This is a genomic window from Flavimaricola marinus (assembly GCF_900184895.1).
Lineage (GTDB): Bacteria > Pseudomonadota > Alphaproteobacteria > Rhodobacterales > Rhodobacteraceae > Flavimaricola > Flavimaricola marinus.
The window spans coordinates 271,171-290,873 of record NZ_FXZK01000004.1 but is presented as its reverse complement, the minus strand read 5'-3'; the positions used below and the strand labels follow the sequence as shown (position 1 = coordinate 290,873).

Below are 19,703 nucleotides of genomic sequence, written 5' to 3'. Positions count from 1 at the left end.
GGCCAGTGCCTTAGCCGGCCTCGGCTTGCATACATTGCCGGCCGTCGGGGCCCCGCACCCAGAGGCTGCCGGGGGATTTCCAGCACAGCTCCGCCTCTTGGTGGTGCATCAGCGGTGCCGTGGCCCGGTAGCTGAATTCGGTGAGCCCGCCCAGTTTCGCTGCAGCCAGCAGCATCAGGTTTTGGGCGAGCAGCGGGCCGTGGACGACGAGGCCGTCATAGCCTTCGACGTCGCGGGCATAGGCTTCGTCGTAGTGGATCCGGTGTCCGTTGAAGGTGAGCGCGGAGTAGCGAAACAGGGCGGTGCTGTCGAAGCGCACGGACTGGCGGCTGTCCTCGTCGGTGCGTGCCTGTGGTGGGCTGGGCCGGGCGGCGTCATCGCCGAGGTAGACTAGCTCCTGCCATTCGGTCAGCGCCAGCGCCGACCGTTGCCGGATGTCGTGCCGGACCCGGACGAAGGCCAGCGGCCCGGCGCGGCCGTCCTTGCGGGTGACGGCTTCGATCCGGCTCTCCTTTTGGGCGCGGATGCCTGCGAGGAGCGGTCTGTGCCATTGCAGCCGACCGGCCGCCCACATTCGTCTGGGAAGCCCCAGATCGGGCAGGAAACCGCCCGTCTTTGGGTGTCCGTCCCGGCCCAGGTCGGTGGGCGGATGCGGCTCCCAGAAATAGATCTGGTGGAAGAAGGGCGGCAGCGGATCCCCGTGGCCCAATGTGCCGCCCTGCCCCAGCGTCGCCATGAGGGCCGTCGCCCGCGCCGGATCGAGCGTGTCGGAGAGGGTCTGGCTGGTCGGTCTGTGCTCTGTCATATCTGGTCCATCCTAGCCGCAAGCCGGAGCCTCCGCCAATGCCCCAGATCAGATCGCTCGACCATCTCGTGCTGACCGTGGCCGACCTTGCCGGCACCGCGGAATTTTATACCCGGGTGCTGGGGATGAGCCGACAGAGCTTTACCGGCACCGACGGCACCACGCGGGAGGCGCTGAGCTTTGGCGCGCAGAAGATCAACCTGCATCAGGCCGGGGCCGAATTCCGGCCCCACGCCACCCGGCCCACGGCCGGCTCAGCCGATCTGTGCTTTCTGACCGACACCGCGCTGACCGACTGGCAGGCGCATCTGGCCGCGCAGGGCGTGGCAGTGGAGGACGGTCCGATCCGACGCACCGGGGCGACGGGGCCGATCCTGTCGCTTTATCTGCGCGACCTCGACGGCAACCTGATCGAGATCAGTCAGCCGCTTGCCCTCGATCCGGCTCTGGATCAAGGTGCAGCGACCTACAAATGAGGCATCACATGGCACGGCACGGCGGCAAAATCCTCGCGGATCAACTGGCTCTCTTGGGGGTGCGACGAGTGTTCTCGGTGCCGGGGGAGAGCTTTCTGGCGGCGCTCGACGGGCTCTACGACAGCGGGATCGCCAATGTGGTCTGCCGTCAGGAAGGCGGGGCTGCGATGATGGCCGAAGCCTATGGCAAGATGACCGGACAGCCCGGCGTCTGCTTCGTCACCCGCGGGCCCGGGGCCTGCAACGCCGCCGCGGGGATCCATGTGGCAATGCAGGACAGCACGCCGATGGTGCTCTTCGTGGGGCAGATCGACAACCGGCAGACCGACCGCGAAACCTTTCAGGAAGTCGACTACCGGGCAATGTTCGGCGGGCTGGCCAAGTGGGTGGCGCAGGTCGATCACACCGACAGGCTGCCCGAATACATCGCCCGGGCGTGGCGGGTCGCGCTCGGCGGCAGGCCGGGGCCGGTGGTGCTCGCCCTGCCCGAGAACATGCTCAGCGATCAGGCCGACGTGCCGGATTTCGCGGGCGGCATCCTGCCAATCCAGCAGCCCGACAGGCTGGGCTTTGCGGCGATCATCGACCGGCTGCACAGCGCCAGCGATCCCCTGATCGTCGTGGGCGGGCCGCACTGGGACGCCGACAGCGCCAGCACACTCGCCCGGTTTTCCGAGACAACGGGGATTCCGGTGGCCACGGCCTTCCGGCGGCAGGACTACATCGACAACCGGCATTCGCACTATGCAGGCGATCTGAACGTCGGGATCAACCCGCGTCTGGCGGCACGGGTCCGCGCGGCGGATTGTCTGTTGCTGATCGGCACGAGGTTCGGAGATATCGAAACGCAGGGCTACACCCTCGTCGATCCGGTGCGGCACACCAAGACGATCCTGCATTGCCATGCCGATGTGGGCGAGATCGGACGGGTCTTTGGGGCCGATACCGGGATCGTGGCCACCGGGCCGCAGGCGATCCGGGGCCTGTGGGAGAGCATCCGAAACGACGACCCGTGGCAGGAGTTCACCGGGCAGGCCGCCGAGGCGCGGGCCGATTACGAGGCCTGGGCGACCCCGCAGGAAAGTCCCGGCGCGGTCAAGCAGGAACAGATCATCCACTGGCTCTCGGAAAACCTGCCCGACGACGCGATCCTGACCAACGGAGCGGGAAACTACGCCGCATGGCTGCACCGGTATTTCTGCTACAAGCAGCACGGCACGCAACTGGCGCCGACCTCCGGGTCGATGGGATACGGATTCCCGGCGGCGGTCTCGGCCTCGCTGGAATATCCGGGCAAAACAGTGGTCTGCCTCGCCGGCGACGGCTGCTTTCAGATGACGCTGAACGAGATGTCGACGGCGGTGCAGCACGGGGCCACACCGATCGTGGTGGTGGTGAACAACGGGCGCTACGGCACCATCCGGATGCATCAGGAGAAACACTACCCCGGACGGGTGTCGGGGACGGCGCTGGCCAACCCCGACTTTGCCGCGCTTGCGCGCGCCTACGGCGGGCATGGCGAGGTGGTCGAGGCGACGGCGGATTTCGCGGCGGCCTTCGGGCGGGCGCAGGCGTCCGGCACGCTGGCGGTGATCGAACTCAAGGTCGACGGCGAGGCGCTCGCGACCGGAATGACCCTTTCGGCGGCGCGGGCGGCAGGCGAGGCGGCGCAGGGCTAGACGCCCTCACCCTCGCCCTCGCCTCGGCGGGCGGCATCCTCGGCCTGCATCGTCTCCAGCCGGATGATCGCACGCAATTCGTCGAGAAGCTCCAGCGGCTCCTGCTCGGGGGGAAGCACCCCGTCGACGGCAAGCAGGTCTTGCAGGAAATCCACCTCCGCCACGACCTTGCCGGCCACGAAAATCTTGGCAAAGGGCTGTGTGATGCGCAGCGCCACGATCAATCGGGTCAAGGCACCCAGCGATCTGGCCTGAGCGGCCGAAACGCCGATGATCGCATGTTGCTCGTCGGCGAGGCTGTCGATCAGGTCGTCATGCTCCAGCCCTGTGCGCAGGGTGATCTGCCAGCTCTTGCTGCGCAGGATATCGGCGGCCATCGTGACGCCCAACGTGTGGGTCTCTCCGGGGACGGCGATCAAGAGCGCATGCTGATCGGGAAGCGGTTCGCGGCGAAGGGCGGGCGATTGCAGGCGCAGGGCGCGCATCGCGGAATAAATCCGCCCGGTGGCGACGGTCATGTCCAGAAAGGACAGGGTGTCGTCCTCCCACATCTGGCCCATCAGCCGGGCCGAGCCGGCCAGAGTGTGCAGATAGATCGCTTCGATCGGCACGCCGCTCTTCAGCTCCAGTGTCAGAATGTCGATGCACTCTTCCAAGGTGCCGTCCAGAAGGGTGCTGGTGAACCTCTGCACATCCAGCTCGCTGCGGGACTTGACGGTGCTTTGTTCGGGGCGAAACCGGGCCGCGAGGCGGACGACCACTTCGTCGGCAAGCGACCTGACTGCCTGATACGGCAGAATTTCCTTTGGATCTCCGTCAGAGGCACCGTCAAGCGTGCCTCCACTGGGCTTCGCACGATCCGTCACAACAGGCTCCCCTCCCATTGGTCGACTGGCAAATTTTGGCTGGTCTGCTACCTAGGTCGCTCGTTACATCCGTCCAGTGTCAAAGACGCCGGTCCGTCACTTTATCCTTGTCGCGGCCCCGGCATCGGCGCGTCAGAACTCGACTCCGATCTGCGCCTTGATACCAGAGCGGAACGGGTGTTTCACCAATTCCATCTCGGTCACGAGATCCGCCAGTTCGATCAGATCGTCATGGGCGTTGCGGCCGGTCAGGACGACATGGGTCATCTCCGGCTTTTCCTCCGCGAGGAAAGAGACGACCTCGTCGATGCTCACGTAATCATAGCGGATCGCGATGTTGATCTCGTCGAGAAGCACCATCGTGTTGGACGGGTCGCGGATCAATTCCTTGGCCTTGGCCCATGCGGCTTGGGCCATCTCGGTGTCGCGGGTCTTGTCCTGCGTCTCCCAAGTAAAGCCCTCGCCCATGGTGTGAAACTCGCAGATGTCGCTGAATTTGCTCAAGATCAGATCGCGCTCGCCGGTGCTCATGCCGCCCTTGATGAACTGGACCACGGCGCATTTCATGTCGTGGGCGATGCAGCGGAAAATCATGCCGAAGGCGGCCGAGGATTTGCCCTTGCCCTTGCCGGTATGGACGATGATCAGACCGCGCTTGTCGGTCTTGGTCGCCATGATCTTGTCGCGGGCGGCCTTCTTCTTGGCCATCTTGACGGCGTGGCGCTCTGTGTCGTCGGTCATCTCGGGCATCCTTTGGGTTAGGCGATACGCCTCTGATAAACGATCGCGGTCGGACGATCAAAGCCGGGATGCGCCTCGCGGGCCACCTCGGTGAATCCCATCGCCTCAAAGGCGGCCTGATTGGCGGTCAGCTCGACTCGTGTGCCCAACTCCACCGCCTCAAACCCAAGCGCCCCGGCCCGGTCGCAGGCCAGATCGACCAACCGGCGCGCCCATCCGCGTCTGCGCTCGGACGCGGCGACAGCCAGTTTGCCCAGATACAAAACCGGCGGCTTTGGGGTCAGTATCGCGCAAGCCATCACCGGCACGCCCGCCACCCAAATCTCGGCCTTGCCCGCCGTCTCGGCCAGACCCTCCAAGGTCAGGTCATGCATCGTGGAGGGCGGGTCAACCACCCCGTCCATAAAGGCATATTCGGCGCGGATCAGGGCAAGAACCTCGGCCAACGCCGGATCATCGGGGCACAGGCGACGAAGCGCGGTCACAGGGTCAACTCCACCTTGGTGCCCTTGACCGATCCCTTGACCAGCACCCCCTTGGCACGCAGGCCGGGATACTGGGCGCGCCAATCCATGAAGCGGTCGTTGGAAACAAGGCGGGCCTTCTCGGCCAAAGCGGCCTCGATGACCAGCGGATCGGCAGGCTGACCGCTCGGCGCCAGATGGATCATCTCGGCCCGCACCGGCAGCATACGCGCCAGTTCGCGCGGGCCCATGTGGCGGTTCTGCAGCTTGTATCCGACATTGGCGTCAAACCAGACGACAGGGGAAAACCCGTTCTCCTGCAACTTCGACAGAACCAGTCGCAGCGGCACCTCCGACGGGCCGTCGCCGCCCCAATGCATCACATTCGATCCGTCCACGAAAATCGGCGGCCCGCGCTTTGCGCCCCGCTTTGAGGGCAACGGCGCATCATGCCGAAAAAGGTCTCTCAGGCGTAGAACGAACGCAAGAAGCGAGCCAATCAGCGACCCTACAAGGATCAGACCAAGGACGAGTATCAGGATCTCAAAAGACGGCATAACAAGCACTCACACGGGTCAATCGGGCCAAGCAACAATCTCCAGCTCCGGCCAGACGGCGCTCTGGCGGGCGGCTTTGGCCATATGGGTCTTGCGCCCATCGCGGACCGGGTTGGGGGTCAGGCGAAAGGCAAAGATGTCCTCCAGCCCAAACGGAGCATAGACCTCAAAGCCGTCGGGGCCGAGGCGCATCCCCACCGCGTGGGTCTGGCAGACGAAATTGTCGATGCCGTCGGTGGTCTTGGTCAGCGGGTCATAGGTCTGGCCGAAATGCTGCTCATACCACAGATGCACGCGGGCCTGATTGCGCACCTCGACAGGCGGCACCTCGGCAAAGCAGGCCGAGGCACGGCGGATCGCGGCATCCTCGGCCTCATAAGAGGTGTCCGGGTCGAAATAGAACAGGTCGATATCCTTCACCCCGGTCATCTCCGGGCGGCCGGTCAGATGGTTCCAGACCTGATTGTAGATCGCCCCCGACACGATCCACCAATCGGGCAGATCAAGGGCGCGGGCGGCCTCGAAGGTGCGCATCAATACGGGGCTGGCCTGCACAATCGCGATCAACGCGGCCTCTTGGTCGGGTGCAGGCAGGCCAGAGTAGCGAAGATGCGGCGATGTCATGGTCGAATTTCTTGCCTGATCGCCCAAGGGGGTCAAGCGCCTTCACGGCAAATGGCACCCGGCTCAGGCCAGATCGGCAACGTCGGGGGTGACATGGTGGATAAACCGGCGCAGGCGATGGCTCTTGGGCAGGCCCAAGGTGTAATCAGCCGCCGCAAACACCGCCTCCCACGTTTCGGCATGGATCGGGCCGCCCATATCCACGTCATTCAAAAAACTGACGAAAAGCAGATGTGCGTCAATGCCTTGCTCTCGAAGCCACCATAGAAACGCGATGCGGTTGGCGTATTGGTAATACTGCGCGGTCCAATCGCCAGAGGCAGCAAGACCCAGATCGGCCCGGACCGCATCGAAGGCGCGTTGCACCTGCGCAAGCGACTTGTCCCCCGCCTGCGAAGGCGGCGAAAAGAACTCGCGGACATGGGCTTTGGCCTCGACAAGCACCACTCCGCCGGGCGTCACCCCCAAGGCATCCCACTGCGGCCCGCGCTGCGGCCAGAACGCCTTGAGCGGCGCGGCGAGCGACCCCAGACCAAGGCGGTCGAGAAAGGCGGCATCGCGATACTCGGCATAGTCGTCCTCCGCCAAGGGAGAGACCCACTCGATCGCGGGCAGCGCCTCGGGTCGTAGCAGATGCGGCGCGTGTTCAACCGCCTCCTGTATCCACTTCAGACTGCCGCGCGTGCCCTTTGGACTGACAACCCTCACGATGGCCCCTCACTTGTCCGCTGTTATGCGATGCAACACGATATTGAAGCCCTCGTCTAGCTGAGGCGGCACGAAATGCTTCGAGATTTGGTGGAACTGCGCCTCCGTCGCCGCAAACGGATGATCGCTGGCGGCATTGCGGGCGCGGAGCCGTTCGAGGCACACCGCCTCCGGCACATCCAGATGGTGAAGCTGATGATCCGCACCGGTCTGATCGAGGATGCCCCGCATCCACTGACGCGCCTCCACCGTGTTGGCCTGAAAATCCAGAACGACGCTCACCCCGGCGTTCAACAGCGACGCGACATGCGGGCCAACGACCTGCCGGATTCTCCCAGTGCAGCGCACGAAGTCCGCAACAGAGGTCACCTCCCCCGGATAGAGCGCACTCAGCCACGCGTCCTCGGCAATGACCACCGTGGCCTCCGCCGCACCCAGCTTGGCGGTGAGGGTCGATTTGCCCGAAGCGATCTTGCCGCACATCATGTGCAAAACGGGACGAGGATGGGACATGGCGGCAACTCGATCTGGCGTTGTGGTCTGTCGAATCCCACAGGTGTCGACGCGGGTAACCGGGCAACGGGCCGTCAATCTTCAATGACGGCACCGCGCGGTCCGGTCACACCAGCATACCGACAAACTACACCGACGCGATACCGACGTCACACCGACGGCATACCGCAGCCGATTCTGGGCGATTAACCGTTGAGTCGCGGCACGTCCGAGCGGGCGTTACGCCTCCGGCGCGCTGCCCCAATCGGCGGCCTGCATCTCGTTCAGACGGCTCGCCGTGCGGCCGAACTCAAACGATCCCTCGCCCTCCACATAGAGCATATCCGGCGCCGCCGCAGCCGAGCAAAACAGCCGCACCTTGGCCTCGTAGAGCGCGTCGATCAGGGTGACGAACCTCTTGGCCTGATTGAAGTTTTCGCTGCTCAACTGAGGAATGTCGTCGATCAGAACCACCCGCGCGGCATCCGCCAGCGCAAGGTAGTCCGCAGGGCCCAGGGGCCGGCCGCAGAGGTCATAGAAACTGGCCCGCGCGACACCGTTGTGAAACGCCGGGATCTCGACGTCGCGGCCATGAACCCGCAGGATTTGGGGGTGGGATTGGCCTTGCGTCAGCTCCTCCCAGATCTCGGCCATCGCCGCCCGCGCCTCGGCATCCACAGGCGTGAAATAGCGTTGGCTTCCCTGCAATCTGCCTTGCCTGTGATCGGTTTCACTGGTCAGCTCGACGACTTGACACTTCTCCTTTATCATATTGATAAACGGGATAAAAAGCTGTCGGTTGAGGCCGTTCTTATAGAGATCATCCGGCGGTCTGTTCGACGTGGTCACCACTGTGACACCGGCGGCAAAGAGGCGCTCGAACAGACGGCCCACCAGCATCGCATCGGTGATATCGGTGATCTGCATCTCGTCAAAGGCGAGGAAACGCACCTCGCCGGCCAGCTTGTCCGCCACGGGGGCGATCGCGTCATTGACGCCGCGCTTGCGGGCGGCCCCCATCTCGGCATGGACCCATTGCATGAAGGCATGAAAGTGCCGCCGCTGCTTTGGCACGGACACCTCGTTGTAGAGCAGATCCATCAGCATGGATTTGCCCCGGCCGACCCCGCCCCAGAGATAGACGCCGCGCACCGGCTCCGGGGCCTTCTTGAACAGGCCCTTCTTGACCGGCACCGCCAGTTCCGCTCGCACCCGCTCCAGCGGCGGCAGCACTGCAAGCTGGACAGGATCGGCGGTCAATTTGCCAGCGTCGACGCGGGCTTGATAGGCTTCGTGTAGCGTTTTCATGGCCCCTCCCTAGCGCGGCAATCGGGCAGGGAAAAGGCCCAGAGGCGGCAGGTCGGTTTTCCGATGGTCAGAGAGGGATCTGCGGCTCTAAGCTGGCCGCAGCACCTTGAAAGGAGCCGCCCGTGGAATCCCTGATCAACCTCGACGATTTCCCCCTCGATGCCCAAGGCTCTTCCGGTTGGACCGCGCTCGTCGAACGCTGCAAGGCTGCACTTGCCGCCGAGGGGATGTTCAATCTCGAAGGGTTCCTCAAACCCCAAACTTGCAAGGATATTCTCCACGATCTGCGGCCCAGGTTCGCCACCGAAGCCTTCACCCACAGCCGCAGTCACAACATCTATTTCCGCGATACGGTCGACGGTCTCGCCCCGGATCACCCGGCATTGCACAAGGTGACGACCGTCAATCACACGCTCTGCGCTGATCAGATCGGCGGCGGGCTCGACCAACTTTACCGCTGGGCGCCGTTCCGGGCGTTTCTGGCCGCCGTCATGGACAAACCGGCGCTCTACGAGATGGACGACGCCTTGGCGCGGCACAACGTCATGGCCTACCGGGCGGGCGAGGGGCTGAACTGGCACTTCGACCGCTCTGAATTCACCACGACCCTGCTGTTGCAGGCCCCCGACGCCGGCGGCAGCTTCGAATACCGCAGCGATCTGCGGACCGAAACGGACCCTAATTTCGACGGCGTCGCCAAGTTGTTGCGAGGCCACGACCCGGCCAAGCGCAGCCTCAGTCTGGCCCCCGGTACGCTCAACGTCTTTCGGGGCAAGAACACGGCCCACCGGGTGACCCCGGTCAAAGGCGACAAGGATCGGATCATCGCGGTGTTCTCCTATTTCGAGACGCCCGGTGTGCAGTTTTCGGCCAAGGAAAGGCTCGGGTTCTATGGCCGCACCTAGGGCGGTCATACCCGACGACGTCCCCACGCCCGCCCGTCGTCTGCCGCGCCGACCATATCGGGACGGCGGCGGTCACAGACCACGCCTTCCGCGCCGGATCTGCAACTGAGGCCCTCCGCGGCCAATTGACAAGCGGTTCGAACCGCGCTCCTGTCAGAGCATGTCACGCCCTGCCCCCCTCTTCTCGCCGGTCTTGCTGGCCAGTTGCATTATTCTGATCGTCTGCTTCGGGGTGCGCTCGGCCTTTGGGGTGTTTCAAATCCCGATCGCCGAGGAGTTCGGCTGGCTGCGCGCGGAATTCTCGATGGCTATCGCCATTCAGAACCTCGCTTGGGGGATCGGGCAGCCGATCTTCGGCGCACTGGCCGAGCGGATCGGAGACCGCAAGGCCATCGTGATCGGCGCCCTCACCTACGCGGCGGGACTCTTGCTCTCGACGACTGCGACCACCCCCGGCGCACATCAGTTCTACGAGATCTTCGTGGGCTTCGGCATCGCGGGGACCGGGTTCGGCGTGATCCTCGCCGTGGTCGGACGGGCCGCAAGCGCCGAAAACAGGTCGATGGCGCTGGCCGTCGCCACCGCCGCCGGATCGGGCGGGCAGATCTTCGGACCGCCGCTGGCCGAGTGGATGTTGTCGATAATGGGGTGGCAATCGGTCTTCGCAATCTTTGCGGTGATGATCCTTGGCTCGCTGCTGGCGTTGCCATTCATGCGCTCGCCGGAAGCCGCCAGCAAACTCGAATTGCAGGAAAGCATCGGGCAACTGCTGACGCGCGCCTTTAAGGATCCGTCCTATACGTTGATTTTTCTGGGATTCTTTTCCTGCGGCTATCAACTCGGCTTCATCACCGCGCATTTCCCCGCGTTCATCACCGAGATGTGCGGACCAATTACACCGGGTGGATTTCTGGCCGGAATGGGGATTACAACCACCTCTGCACTAGGGGCGGTCGCAATTTCTCTAATTGGTGTATTTAATATCGCGGGCACTCTCTTGGCCGGTTGGGCCGGAAAACGCTACGCCAAGAAGAATCTGCTGGCCTTCATCTATACCGCGCGGACCGTGATCGGGGTGTGGTTCATCCTGACCCCGATTACACCGCTCAGCGTGGTGATCTTTTCCTCGGTCATGGGCAGCCTCTGGCTGGCGACCGTGCCGCTCACGTCCGGGCTCGTCGCGCATCTATTCGGTCTGCGGTATATGGGCACGCTCTATGGAATCGTTTTCTTTTCGCACCAATTGGGCAGCTTTCTCGGGGTCTGGCTGGGCGGCAGGCTCTATGACGTGACCGGAGATTACGTGCTCGTCTGGTGGATCGGGATCGCCGTGGGTGCCTTCTCCGCCGTCATCCACCTGCCGATAAAAGAGACAAAACAGGCCGTTCCAATCTAGACTTAAACTGTTCTTGTCTTTGAGAAAAATTTTGTCGAATTTGCGCCCCGTTCGGGTAACTCACAATTAAGGATAGTCTTTGTATTTATTCTCCAGTTTCTTGGAGGGTAATTATGCCGGATCTCTCAGCAGTACTCCAACTTGTTCAAGCCCTTATTGCGGGGTTGCTGGCATCGAGTTACGGGGTGCTCAGTCGAAGGATTGTGAACCAATACCTTTTGTCGCTGACAATGGGCGCATTGTTCGGGATGGTGGCAATGATTTCCATGGTGACGCCGATCATCATCGGCGAAGGCGTGATCGTCGATCTGCGAAATCTCTTTATCGGCGTGTCCTTCGGCTACTTTGGCTGGATCGGTGGCGCAACCACCCTTGGCATTTCCATCCTCGTCCGGATGGCGATTGGCGGCGACGGTGCTTTGTCCGGGATCGTGGCAATGACGATGGCCGGGGCCGGGGGGATGGCCTGGCGGCAGTGGCTGGAGCCTGACCTGTCCTGCCCGCTCAAATCCCATCTCGCCTTGGGAAGCCTGATCACCTTGTCCCTCGGTGGCGGTTTCCTGCTGCCAGAGCCGTCGCGATCGTTTCTGCTGATCGAACTCGGGCCCACGTTGGCGTTCTGCTATGTTGGCGGCAGCGTGATCCTGGCTGGGATGCTGCGGCGGGAAATCCTGATGATGAAACAGCACGCCGCGCTGCAACTCGATGCCCAGACGGATCCGCTCACCAATTTGCCAAACCGGCGCGGGATGCAGAACATCCTCTCCGGTGTCTGCGCCAACAAGAACAGCAAGGACGCGATGGCGATGCTCTGCTTTGACATCGACCGTTTCAAGCAGATCAACGACACCTACGGGCATATCGCCGGGGATGCCGTGCTCCGCGAGGTGACCAAGCGGGTCAACGGCTGCCTGCGGGCAAGGGATCATCTGGCCCGGCACGGCGGAGACGAATTCGTCGTGCTTCAGACCGGGCTGACAAAGGAACAGGCTTTCGCCGTGGCGGAACGGTGCCGCAGCGCCGTTGCGTCAACTCCGGTCGCAATTGGAGAGATGAAGATCGACGTCACGATCAGCATCGGCGTCTATTGGGTGCCCGATTACCATGAATTCGACGCTCTGTTCGCCCGGGCTGACGAGGCGCTCTACAAGGCCAAGCAAGACGGGCGCAACGTCGTCCGCGTCTACATGGAGGCGGCCTAGCGCGACCCCCAGCTTTCGCGCAGAACGTCGCGCAGCACTTCGAGAACGGCCTTGGCGTGGGTGTAGATCATGCCGTGGCCCGCTCCTTCGACGACCTCTTGGCGGGCATTGCGGTTCAGTTGCGCCAAACTGCCCAGACCGCTGATCGGAATCACCTTGTCATCCGCGGCCCAGATCGCCACCACCGGCACGTCCTCGCGGCCCAGGCGCTTGTGCTCTTCCACCAGACGCGTCGCCAAGAGCCCGCGCCGGCCGGCCAGAACCGCGGGGAAAAACCCCTTGCGGCCGGTCTCGCGCAACTGGACCACGTCCATATCGGGCACGTCGGCATTCGGATCCTTGCCCAGCAGGATCGCGGCGCGCATCCGCACAGGCTCGTACACGCCGTGCAGCCAATCGCCCACCACGGGCCAAAGCCGCATGAAACGGTGAACCGGGTCTTCCTCCATATCCAGCCCTGCGGGGGCCAGGAGGATCACCCGCGTCACCCGTTCGGGGTGACGAGCGCCAAAGGCGGTCGCGATCGCGCCGCCCAGCGAATAGCCGACGAGGGTCACGTCGTCGGTCAGGCCCTGATCCTCGAGCAGGTCTTCCAACTGCTGAACAAAGAATTCGGCATCCTGACGGCCCGGCACCGATTCCGACCAGCCGCGCCCGAAGAGGTCATAGACCAGCACGCGATAGCCAAACCCGGCAAGGCCCCGGCCCACGCCTTCCCAGACGTCCAACGGGGTGGTCAGGCCGTGAATCGCCACCACCACCGGGCCGCGCACTGGGCCGATCCATTGATAGTGGGTGCGGCCCTGGCTCAGTTCGGCAAACTGTCCGGTCGCCTCACGCGGATCGGGGTCACTGCGCCGTGCCTCCAGCACATAGGGCAACGCGATGATTGCCGCCAGAATCGCAATCAGAACCAGCCAGATCATCGCGCCCTCCAAGCATCGAGGATATAGCGGCTGACCATCAAATCCAGATGCGCGCCGCCACCATTCTTGAATACAGTGATGTCGTCATTCTGACGGGTGAATGCGGCAAGATTGCGAAAATCGGCCGTAATGTCCGTGGCGGCGATCGCGCCGGAGGCGATCGGGGCGATCAACTCGCCGATATGCTCGACGGTGGTGCCCAGCGCATCCACGAAAATCCGGCCACGGGTCATCACCTCGTCGTCGGCCTCGCGCATGTCGGGGCGATAGGCCCCGATCAGATCGACATGCTGGCCGGGGCGCAGCCACGCCCCGTGCAGCACCGGCTCCGAGGACATGGTCGCGCAGGCGATGATGTCGGCTTCGGCCACGGCCGCCTGCAAATCATCGGCGACACGCACGCCCGGCACTTCGGCGGCAAAGCGGGACGCGCCCTCGGCAGAGCGGTTCCAGATGGTGAACTCCGCCCCCGGAAAGCCTGCGCCGTAGGCCTCCACCAAGGATCGGCCCACGGTCCCGGCGCCGACGATCAGGATTTTCCTGCTGTCGGGGCGGGCCAGCCGGGTCGCGGCCAACAGACTGTCGCCGGCGGTCTTCCACTTGGTGACGAGGTGGAAATCGACCAAGGCCTCTAGGGCGCCTGTCTCGTCCGAGAACAGGTTGACCGCGCCATTCACCATCGGCCGGCCCTGCGCCGGGTTGCCGGGCATGATCGTGCAGGCCTTGACCGCAACGCCCATCCCGTCGATCCATGCCGAACGATTGAGCAAGGTGTCGGTGCCACGATAGAGCAGGACGTCCGCGATCTTCGGCTCCGGCAGGTCATGGCCCGCCGCGATGGCGCGGGTCAGATCGATCCAGTCGAGGCAGGCCTCGCCCTCGGCAAATGGGATAACGGTCAGGGTCATGTCGCATCCTCCGCATCCAGCAGGCCGTCGGCCACGAGGCGCGCCGCCCAGCCCTTGGGGCCGTCGAACAGGTGGGTTTGCCAGCCACGGACTTCGGCGGCAGCGATGTTGTCGGCGCGATCATCAGTGAAGAGCAAGGTCTCCGGGCGCAGGCCGCAATCCTCCTCGACCATGCGGTAAATCTCGGCCTCCGGCTTGATCACGCCCATATGGCCCGAGATATAGCGGCGGTCGAATTCTTCGAGAAACGGATAGTTCGCCTCACCGATCTCGAAGGTCTGGATGCCGAAATTCGACAGGGCAAACACCGGCACGCCCTTGCGGCGCAATGCGCGGAGCAGGCGGACCGAATGGTCGATCACAGGGGCGGCCATCTCGATCCAGCGGTCGTGCCACATGCGGATCTCGGGCGTCCAGTCCGGCCACAGCTCTGCCTCGGCATAGACGGTCTCGCGGAAATGCGCGCCGCGATCCACCTTGTCGTTCATCGCGTGCAGATCGATGGCCGCAAACATCGCCTCACGGCGCTCGCGGCCGATGGCGCGGTCATAGAACCGCTCGGGCTGCCACTCGATCAACACGTTGCCAATGTCAAAGATCACCGCTTGCGGCTTGGTCATGGGGTCTGCCTCTTTACTGCACCCGCGCAGTCTAGCGGCAGGGCCATTCCGAAGGAAAGCCTTTCGGCGCCCGAACAGTCGCCCGGTCAGACGCCGGGTCAGACGCCCGATCAGACATCAGTGGCGGCCGCGCGCACTTCGCGCTCCAGCGTATCCAGAAACCGGGCCCGATCCGCCTTCGAGAACGGACGCCCCCCACCCTGCCGGAACGGATCGGCGGCGCGCAGATCGGCCATCAGATCGCGGCTCGCCAGGATGCCGCCGATGTTGCGGGCGTTCAGAACTTCACCGTTATGCTTGACCACCCGGGCACCCGCCTCGATGCAGCGGGCCGCCAGAGGAATATCGCCGGTAATCACCACATCGCCCTTTGTCGCGCGGTCCGCGATCCACATATCGGCCACATCGGGGCCATCCGGCACGATGACGGTCTCGACCAGCGGGTTGGGCTGCGGGCGGATACCGCCGTTCGAGACGACGAACATCCGCAACCCGTGGCGGGTCGCCACCCGTTCCGCCTCGGCCTTCACCGGGCAGGCATCGGCATCCACATAGATCACCCGTAAAGCGCCTCTGCGTGGAACCCGATATGGTCTTCCATGAAGGTCGAGACAAAGAAATAGCTGTGGTCATAGCCCTTTTGCAGACGCAACGTGGCCGACTGGCGGCGGACGGCGATGGCTTCGGCCAAGGCTTCGGTCTTGAGCAGATCGCCAAACTGGTCCGAGGTGCCGGTGTCGATCAGCATCGGCCCGTCGAAGCCGCGGGATTTCATCATCAGCGTCGCGTCATGCTTGGCCCACGCCGCCTCATCCGCGCCCAGATAGGCGGTCAGCTGCTTGCGGCCCCATTCGGACTGGCTCGGGTTGCAGATCGGCGCAAAGGCCGAGACCGACCGGAACCGGCCCGGCAGGCCCATCGCCAGGGTCAGCGCGCCGTGGCCGCCCATCGAATGGCCGGTGATGCCCTGACGCAGCGGGTCCACCGGAAAGGTGCCCTCGATCAGCGCCGGCAATTCCTCGGCCACATAGTCCCACATCTGGTAATGCTCGGCCCAGGGATCCTCGGTGGCATCGACATAGAAACCAGCGCCCTGGCCCAGATCATAGGCCTCGTCGTCGGCCACGCCCTCGCCGCGCGGAGAAGTATCGGGAAAGATCAGGGCGATGCCCTCGGACGCGGCCCAGGCCTGCGCCCCGGCCTTGACCATCGCGTTCTCATGGGTGCAGGTCAGGCCCGACAGATACCACAGCAACGGCACCGGGCCGTCCTCGGCCAGCTCCGGCAGGAACAGGCCAAAGGTCATCTCGGTGCCTGTGGCTTCGGACGTGTGGGAATAGACGCCCTGCACGCCGCCAAAACTTCTGTGTTCCGAAACTGTTTTCATCGCATGAACTCCGTTTGCTTGCCCCGTTCAGGGCTCGGGACCGGGCCTACCTCAGGGCATGAAGGTTGTCACCCATGCGATGACGGCCGAAACGGTCAGGATGCTGAGCGTGGTGGAAATAAAGATCGACGCCGAAACGCGATGCGGGGCCACGCCGTAGTGCTGGGCGAGCATATAGACGTTGCCCGCCACCGGCAGCGAGGCCGACGCGATCATCACAGCCGCCGCATAGGGCTCGACCGGAAAGACAAGCAGCGCCATCACCGCGACGGCCGCAGGATGCAAAACCAGCTTGCCAAAGGATAGCCACGCCGCCACGGCAATACGCTCCGCCGATTTCGTCGCCAGCGACGCGCCGATGGCAAACAGGGCTCCGGGCGTCGCGGCCGCGCCGAGGATCGAGACGAATTGCCAGATCGGCTCCGGCACCGGCAGGGTCAGGGACGACACCGCCAAACCGACACAGATCGACACGATCATCGGGTTCTTCAGCAAACCCACGCCAATGGTGCGCAGAATGCCGAATGACATCCGGCCGTCGCGGGCCCCGGTGATCAGGATCACGATGAGCGATCCGAATATGATCAGATCGACCGCCAGCATCATCATGATATGACCGATCGCCGCCTCGCCCATCAGCAGGGCCAGCATCGGTATCCCCAGAAACCCGATATTGCCGATCGCCACGCATTGCGCCTCGACAGCGGCTTCCTGCACGCCCCGGCCACGGGCAAGGGCCACAATCGTGCCCAGCGCATAGACGGCGCCCGTTCCGATCAGATAGGCCCAAAAGAACGACCAGTCGAACAGCTCGCCCAGAGACAGGTTTGCCGAAAAGCGAAACAGCATGGCCGACAGGGCAAAATAGAACACGAATTTCGTCAGATAGGCGGTGGCTTCGGGCGAGAAGAACCCCGTCCGGCCCGCGCCATAGCCAAGGCCGATGATGCCGAAGAACGGCAAGGTCTGCAAAAAGACCTCGATCATCGCGCACCCCGGCAGGACGACAGGACGCACGGCCCGCTTCTTTTGGCCCCAAATACGGCCTCGCTGCGGATTACGGCCCCGAGATACGTCTCCGGTGAAGCGCCCCCCTCACGCACCCCGAAACACCGTCATGATCTGATCGAGCGGCTTCTTGCGCTTGGCGACCTCGGGAACGGTCGCGGTCTCGGAGGGATAGCCCACCGGCAGGATCATCACGGCCTTCTCGCTGGCGGGCCGGCCACACATCTCGGGCAGGAATTTCATCGGGTTCGGGGTGTGCTCCAGACAGACCAAGCCGGCGTGATGCAGGGCGGTGATCAGCATGCCGGTCGCGATCCCGACGCTCTCGGGCACATAGTAATTCTTGTAGCGCTCGCCGTCCTCCGTCACGCCGTAGCGCTGGGCAAAGACCACGATCAGCCAGGGGGCGTCGGTCAGGTGGGGCTTGCTGGCGCCGGTGCCGATGGGCTCCAGAGCGGCCAGCCATTCCTCGCCGCCGCCGCCCGCGTAGAAGTCCTTCTCCTCGTCCTCGGCGGCGGCGCGGATGCGGGCCTTCATCGCCGGGTCGGAGATCGCCGCAAAGTGCCAGGGCTGGTGATTGGCCCCCGACGGGGCCGTGCCAGCCGCAGCGATGGCGGCGGCAATGACCGCTTCGGGAACCGGCGTATCAGCATAATCGCGGACGGAATGGCGGCGGCGCATATAGGCGAGAAACGCTTCGGCCGCGGCAACGGCGTCCTCCGCGGGCAGTTGCACCCTGTCGGGCAAGGGCAATGGCTGATAGGTCACGTCACCCTTGCGATACATTCCGTCGGTCCCGTTATCCGCTGCCGATCAACGCACCGGCGGCAAAGACCAAAGCACCGCCAAGAACCACTTGCAAGGCCGCGCGGATAAATGGGGTGTCCATAAACTTGTTTTGGATCCATGCGATGGCCCACAATTCGACAAAGACGACGATCATCGCGATGGCTGTTGCGGTCCAGAAATGCGGGATCAGATAGGGCAGCGCGTGACCCATGCCGCCGATCGTCGTCATGACGCCGGAGGCCAGACCGCGCTTCCACGGGCTGCCGCGTCCGGACAGGACGCCGTCGTCGTGAGCGGCCTCGGTAAAGCCCATGGAAATGCCCGCACCCACACTGGCCGCCGCGCCGACGAGAAAGGTCGTCCAAGTGTCTTGGGTGGCAAAGGCCACGGCAAAGATCGGGGCGAGGGTCGAGACAGAGCCGTCCATCAACCCGGCCAGACCGGGCTGCACCCATGTCAGGATGAATTGACGACGAGCGCCTTCGTCCTCCTTGGACTTGGTGTCGGGATCGAGATGGGTCTCGACGAGGTGCTCGGCGGTTTTCTGGTGGCCGGCCTCGGCGGCGGCCAGATCGCCAAGGAGCTTGCGCGTATCGGCGTCGGAGGCGGCCTTGGCGGCGGCCAGATAGAATTTCTCGGCCTGCGCTTCCATCGCCTCGACTTCGGAGCGGATGGCCTCGATGCTCAGGTTCTCGACAAGCCAGACCGGGCGGCGGGCATAGTATCCGGCAACGTGTTCGCGGCGGATCAGGGGGATCACATCGCCAAACCGCTTTTGGTGCAGGGCGATCAGGCGCTGGCGATGCTCGTCCTCCTCCTCGGCCATGCCGTCGAAGACGGCGGCAGAGGCGGGAAATTCGGCGCGGACGCGCTGGGCATAGCTGCGGTAAATGCGGCCATCGTCCTCCTCGGACGAGATCGCGAGCGCCAGAACCTCCTGTTCGGACAGGTCGGAGAAACGACGGCGGGACGAGAAACCGGGGATCATGGGAGCCTCACTTTGGAATGATTCTAAAGTAGTCAAGGACACGGCAAAGGCAAGGGCGCAAACGCCGGCGGCGCCTGCGCCCGGAACAGCGGCGAAGGCAAGCGGTGCTGACGGCGGACAAGGGCCGCTGCATGCGATCTGGGGCGCATATCGCTTGCCGGAACTGAACCGTCTCGTTTATCGTTGAGGTCACAGGAGGAGACAAATGCCGGACGGAGCATGCAACAAGGTCAGACGCGGGCGCAAGTTCGACCAGGTGCTTGCGGGCGCGCGGGACGTGTTTCTGTCCGACGGCTTCGAAGGCGCCAGCGTCGACGAGATCGCCCGCCGGGCGGGGGTCTCGAAAGCCACGCTCTACAGCTATTTCCCCGACAAGCGGCTGCTCTTCATGGAGGTCGCCAAGGCCGAATGCGTGCGGCAGGCGGATCAGGCCGTCGAGAAAATCGACATGTCCGCCCCGGTGCGGCACGTGCTGATCGAAGCGGCTCAGCAGATGCAGCGCTTCATCACCTCCGACTTCGGGTTGCGGATCTTCCGGATCTGCGTGGCCGAAAGCGAACGGTTTCCGACCTTAGGGGCGGAATTCTACGAAAGCGGCCCGGCGCTCGTGCGCAACCGGCTGATCGGGTTCTTCAAGACGGCCGCAGAGCGGGGCGAACTGAAGATCGACGACTTCGACCTTGCCGCAGACCAGTTTCAGGCATTGTGCAAGTCCGACCTACGGGAACGGTTGATCATGCAGGTCGTCACCTCCGTGTCCGAGGCCGACCGAAAGCGGATCACCGACGCCGCGGTCGACCTGTTTCTGGCGCGCTACGGGGCCTGACGGCGGGCGCGGGGGGCATCTCCGGAAA

23 protein-coding genes are annotated in these 19,703 nt (G+C 63.9%); 6 read left to right on the top strand and 17 right to left on the bottom strand.

Annotation, left to right across the window (positions count from 1 at the left end; translation table 11 throughout):
* Positions 1-10: 10 nt before the first annotated feature.
* The gene (locus tag LOM8899_RS12510) at positions 11-805 is read right to left on the bottom strand and encodes an HTD2 family dehydratase (protein ID WP_093992551.1); all 795 of its coding nucleotides are present in this window, start codon (positions 803-805) and stop codon (positions 11-13) included.
* A 38-nt stretch (positions 806-843) separates the two neighbouring features.
* On the opposite strand from LOM8899_RS12510, the gene LOM8899_RS12505 reads away from it, so the two are divergent.
* Both LOM8899_RS12505 and LOM8899_RS12500 read left to right on the top strand, forming a co-directional pair.
* Positions 844-1,281, top strand: a complete 438-nt coding sequence (locus LOM8899_RS12505; RefSeq protein ID WP_093992550.1) for a VOC family protein — start codon at positions 844-846, stop codon at positions 1,279-1,281.
* An 8-nt stretch (positions 1,282-1,289) separates the two neighbouring features.
* Positions 1,290-2,960: a thiamine pyrophosphate-binding protein gene (locus LOM8899_RS12500; protein WP_093992549.1), complete on the top strand. Its 1,671-nt coding sequence runs from the start codon at positions 1,290-1,292 to the stop codon at positions 2,958-2,960.
* Here the strand turns inward: LOM8899_RS12500 and LOM8899_RS12495 are convergent.
* The 8 genes from LOM8899_RS12495 to zapE all read right to left on the bottom strand — a co-directional run bounded on the left by LOM8899_RS12495 (position 2,957) and on the right by zapE (position 8,720).
* Positions 2,957-3,826: a cobalamin B12-binding domain-containing protein gene (locus tag LOM8899_RS12495; RefSeq protein ID WP_168770538.1), complete on the bottom strand. Its 870-nt coding sequence runs from the start codon at positions 3,824-3,826 to the stop codon at positions 2,957-2,959. The two genes, LOM8899_RS12500 and LOM8899_RS12495, sit on opposite strands and share 4 nt — an antisense overlap.
* Positions 3,827-3,958: 132 nt before the next feature.
* Positions 3,959-4,567, bottom strand: coding sequence for a cob(I)yrinic acid a,c-diamide adenosyltransferase (gene cobO / locus LOM8899_RS12490; protein ID WP_093992684.1), 609 nt, complete (start codon positions 4,565-4,567; stop codon positions 3,959-3,961).
* Between the two features lie 17 nt (positions 4,568-4,584).
* Positions 4,585-5,052 carry a GNAT family N-acetyltransferase gene (locus tag LOM8899_RS12485; RefSeq protein WP_245820519.1) on the bottom strand — a complete coding sequence of 156 codons (468 nt, stop codon included), beginning with the start codon at positions 5,050-5,052 and terminating at the stop codon, positions 4,585-4,587.
* Positions 5,049-5,588: an NYN domain-containing protein gene (locus LOM8899_RS12480; protein WP_093992547.1), complete on the bottom strand. Its 540-nt coding sequence runs from the start codon at positions 5,586-5,588 to the stop codon at positions 5,049-5,051. The genes LOM8899_RS12485 and LOM8899_RS12480 overlap by 4 nt, the downstream gene beginning before the upstream one ends.
* Before the next feature lie 18 nt (positions 5,589-5,606).
* Positions 5,607-6,212 (bottom strand): nucleotidyltransferase family protein, encoded by a 606-nt coding sequence (locus LOM8899_RS12475; RefSeq protein WP_093992682.1) that lies wholly within the window; start codon positions 6,210-6,212, stop codon positions 5,607-5,609.
* 63 nt (positions 6,213-6,275) lie between these two features.
* Positions 6,276-6,920, bottom strand: a complete 645-nt coding sequence (locus tag LOM8899_RS12470) for a hypothetical protein (protein WP_133065027.1) — start codon at positions 6,918-6,920, stop codon at positions 6,276-6,278.
* A gap of 9 nt (positions 6,921-6,929) precedes the next feature.
* On the bottom strand, positions 6,930-7,433 hold the full coding sequence (locus LOM8899_RS12465) for a P-loop nucleotide/nucleoside kinase family protein (protein WP_093992545.1): 504 nt from the start codon (positions 7,431-7,433) through the stop codon (positions 6,930-6,932).
* A gap of 219 nt (positions 7,434-7,652) precedes the next feature.
* The gene (gene zapE / locus LOM8899_RS12460) at positions 7,653-8,720 is read right to left on the bottom strand and encodes a cell division protein ZapE (protein ID WP_093992544.1); all 1,068 of its coding nucleotides are present in this window, start codon (positions 8,718-8,720) and stop codon (positions 7,653-7,655) included.
* 122 nt (positions 8,721-8,842) lie between these two features.
* Between zapE and LOM8899_RS12455 the strand changes: the two genes are divergently transcribed.
* From LOM8899_RS12455 to LOM8899_RS12445, 3 genes are all read left to right on the top strand, one after another.
* Positions 8,843-9,625, top strand: coding sequence for a HalD/BesD family halogenase (locus LOM8899_RS12455; protein WP_093992543.1), 783 nt, complete (start codon positions 8,843-8,845; stop codon positions 9,623-9,625).
* A gap of 160 nt (positions 9,626-9,785) precedes the next feature.
* Positions 9,786-11,021: an MFS transporter gene (locus tag LOM8899_RS12450; protein WP_093992542.1), complete on the top strand. Its 1,236-nt coding sequence runs from the start codon at positions 9,786-9,788 to the stop codon at positions 11,019-11,021.
* A gap of 203 nt (positions 11,022-11,224) precedes the next feature.
* Positions 11,225-12,223 (top strand): diguanylate cyclase, encoded by a 999-nt coding sequence (locus tag LOM8899_RS12445; protein ID WP_168770537.1) that lies wholly within the window; start codon positions 11,225-11,227, stop codon positions 12,221-12,223.
* On the opposite strand, the gene LOM8899_RS12440 is transcribed toward LOM8899_RS12445, so the two are convergent.
* The 8 genes from LOM8899_RS12440 to mbfA all read right to left on the bottom strand — a co-directional run bounded on the left by LOM8899_RS12440 (position 12,220) and on the right by mbfA (position 18,849).
* Positions 12,220-13,149, bottom strand: a complete 930-nt coding sequence (locus tag LOM8899_RS12440) for an alpha/beta fold hydrolase (RefSeq protein WP_093992681.1) — start codon at positions 13,147-13,149, stop codon at positions 12,220-12,222. The two genes, LOM8899_RS12445 and LOM8899_RS12440, sit on opposite strands and share 4 nt — an antisense overlap.
* Entirely contained in the window at positions 13,146-14,057 is a 912-nt protein-coding gene (locus LOM8899_RS12435) for an ornithine cyclodeaminase family protein (protein ID WP_093992540.1), read from the bottom strand. Before LOM8899_RS12435 ends, LOM8899_RS12440 begins: the two co-directional genes overlap by 4 nt.
* Positions 14,054-14,677: an HAD family hydrolase gene (locus tag LOM8899_RS12430; RefSeq protein WP_093992539.1), complete on the bottom strand. Its 624-nt coding sequence runs from the start codon at positions 14,675-14,677 to the stop codon at positions 14,054-14,056. The genes LOM8899_RS12435 and LOM8899_RS12430 overlap by 4 nt, the downstream gene beginning before the upstream one ends.
* Positions 14,678-14,787: 110 nt before the next feature.
* Positions 14,788-15,237: a YaiI/YqxD family protein gene (locus tag LOM8899_RS12425; RefSeq protein WP_093992538.1), complete on the bottom strand. Its 450-nt coding sequence runs from the start codon at positions 15,235-15,237 to the stop codon at positions 14,788-14,790.
* Positions 15,234-16,064 (bottom strand): S-formylglutathione hydrolase, encoded by an 831-nt coding sequence (gene fghA / locus LOM8899_RS12420; RefSeq protein ID WP_093992537.1) that lies wholly within the window; start codon positions 16,062-16,064, stop codon positions 15,234-15,236. Before fghA ends, LOM8899_RS12425 begins: the two co-directional genes overlap by 4 nt.
* Positions 16,065-16,115: 51 nt before the next feature.
* The gene (locus LOM8899_RS12415; protein WP_093992680.1) at positions 16,116-17,051 is read right to left on the bottom strand and encodes an AEC family transporter; all 936 of its coding nucleotides are present in this window, start codon (positions 17,049-17,051) and stop codon (positions 16,116-16,118) included.
* 108 nt (positions 17,052-17,159) lie between these two features.
* On the bottom strand, positions 17,160-17,858 hold the full coding sequence (locus tag LOM8899_RS12410; RefSeq protein WP_093992536.1) for a nitroreductase family protein: 699 nt from the start codon (positions 17,856-17,858) through the stop codon (positions 17,160-17,162).
* A gap of 13 nt (positions 17,859-17,871) precedes the next feature.
* A complete protein-coding gene (mbfA, locus tag LOM8899_RS12405; protein ID WP_093992535.1) occupies positions 17,872-18,849 on the bottom strand; it encodes an iron exporter MbfA in 978 nt (325 codons plus the stop codon).
* Between the two features lie 205 nt (positions 18,850-19,054).
* On the opposite strand from mbfA, the gene LOM8899_RS12400 reads away from it, so the two are divergent.
* Positions 19,055-19,675, top strand: a complete 621-nt coding sequence (locus LOM8899_RS12400) for a TetR/AcrR family transcriptional regulator (RefSeq protein ID WP_093992534.1) — start codon at positions 19,055-19,057, stop codon at positions 19,673-19,675.
* Positions 19,676-19,703 lie beyond the last annotated feature (28 nt).

What these genes read in the sequence shown, in the direction of transcription:
- LOM8899_RS12510 (WP_093992551.1), bottom strand. Translation starts at nt 805, where the DNA reads ATGACAGAGCACAGACCGACCAGCCAGACCCTCTCCGACACGCTCGAT.
- LOM8899_RS12505 (WP_093992550.1), top strand. Translation starts at nt 844, where the DNA reads ATGCCCCAGATCAGATCGCTCGACCATCTCGTGCTGACCGTGGCCGAC.
- LOM8899_RS12500 (WP_093992549.1), top strand. Translation starts at nt 1,290, where the DNA reads ATGGCACGGCACGGCGGCAAAATCCTCGCGGATCAACTGGCTCTCTTG.
- cobO (WP_093992684.1), bottom strand. Translation starts at nt 4,567, where the DNA reads ATGACCGACGACACAGAGCGCCACGCCGTCAAGATGGCCAAGAAGAAG.
- LOM8899_RS12480 (WP_093992547.1), bottom strand. Translation starts at nt 5,588, where the DNA reads ATGCCGTCTTTTGAGATCCTGATACTCGTCCTTGGTCTGATCCTTGTA.
- LOM8899_RS12475 (WP_093992682.1), bottom strand. Translation starts at nt 6,212, where the DNA reads ATGACATCGCCGCATCTTCGCTACTCTGGCCTGCCTGCACCCGACCAA.
- LOM8899_RS12465 (WP_093992545.1), bottom strand. Translation starts at nt 7,433, where the DNA reads ATGTCCCATCCTCGTCCCGTTTTGCACATGATGTGCGGCAAGATCGCT.
- zapE (WP_093992544.1), bottom strand. Translation starts at nt 8,720, where the DNA reads ATGAAAACGCTACACGAAGCCTATCAAGCCCGCGTCGACGCTGGCAAA.
- LOM8899_RS12450 (WP_093992542.1), top strand. Translation starts at nt 9,786, where the DNA reads ATGTCACGCCCTGCCCCCCTCTTCTCGCCGGTCTTGCTGGCCAGTTGC.
- LOM8899_RS12440 (WP_093992681.1), bottom strand. Translation starts at nt 13,149, where the DNA reads ATGATCTGGCTGGTTCTGATTGCGATTCTGGCGGCAATCATCGCGTTG.
- LOM8899_RS12435 (WP_093992540.1), bottom strand. Translation starts at nt 14,057, where the DNA reads ATGACCCTGACCGTTATCCCATTTGCCGAGGGCGAGGCCTGCCTCGAC.
- LOM8899_RS12430 (WP_093992539.1), bottom strand. Translation starts at nt 14,677, where the DNA reads ATGACCAAGCCGCAAGCGGTGATCTTTGACATTGGCAACGTGTTGATC.
- fghA (WP_093992537.1), bottom strand. Translation starts at nt 16,064, where the DNA reads ATGAAAACAGTTTCGGAACACAGAAGTTTTGGCGGCGTGCAGGGCGTC.
- LOM8899_RS12415 (WP_093992680.1), bottom strand. Translation starts at nt 17,051, where the DNA reads ATGATCGAGGTCTTTTTGCAGACCTTGCCGTTCTTCGGCATCATCGGC.
- LOM8899_RS12410 (WP_093992536.1), bottom strand. Translation starts at nt 17,858, where the DNA reads ATGTATCGCAAGGGTGACGTGACCTATCAGCCATTGCCCTTGCCCGAC.
- mbfA (WP_093992535.1), bottom strand. Translation starts at nt 18,849, where the DNA reads ATGATCCCCGGTTTCTCGTCCCGCCGTCGTTTCTCCGACCTGTCCGAA.
- LOM8899_RS12400 (WP_093992534.1), top strand. Translation starts at nt 19,055, where the DNA reads ATGCCGGACGGAGCATGCAACAAGGTCAGACGCGGGCGCAAGTTCGAC.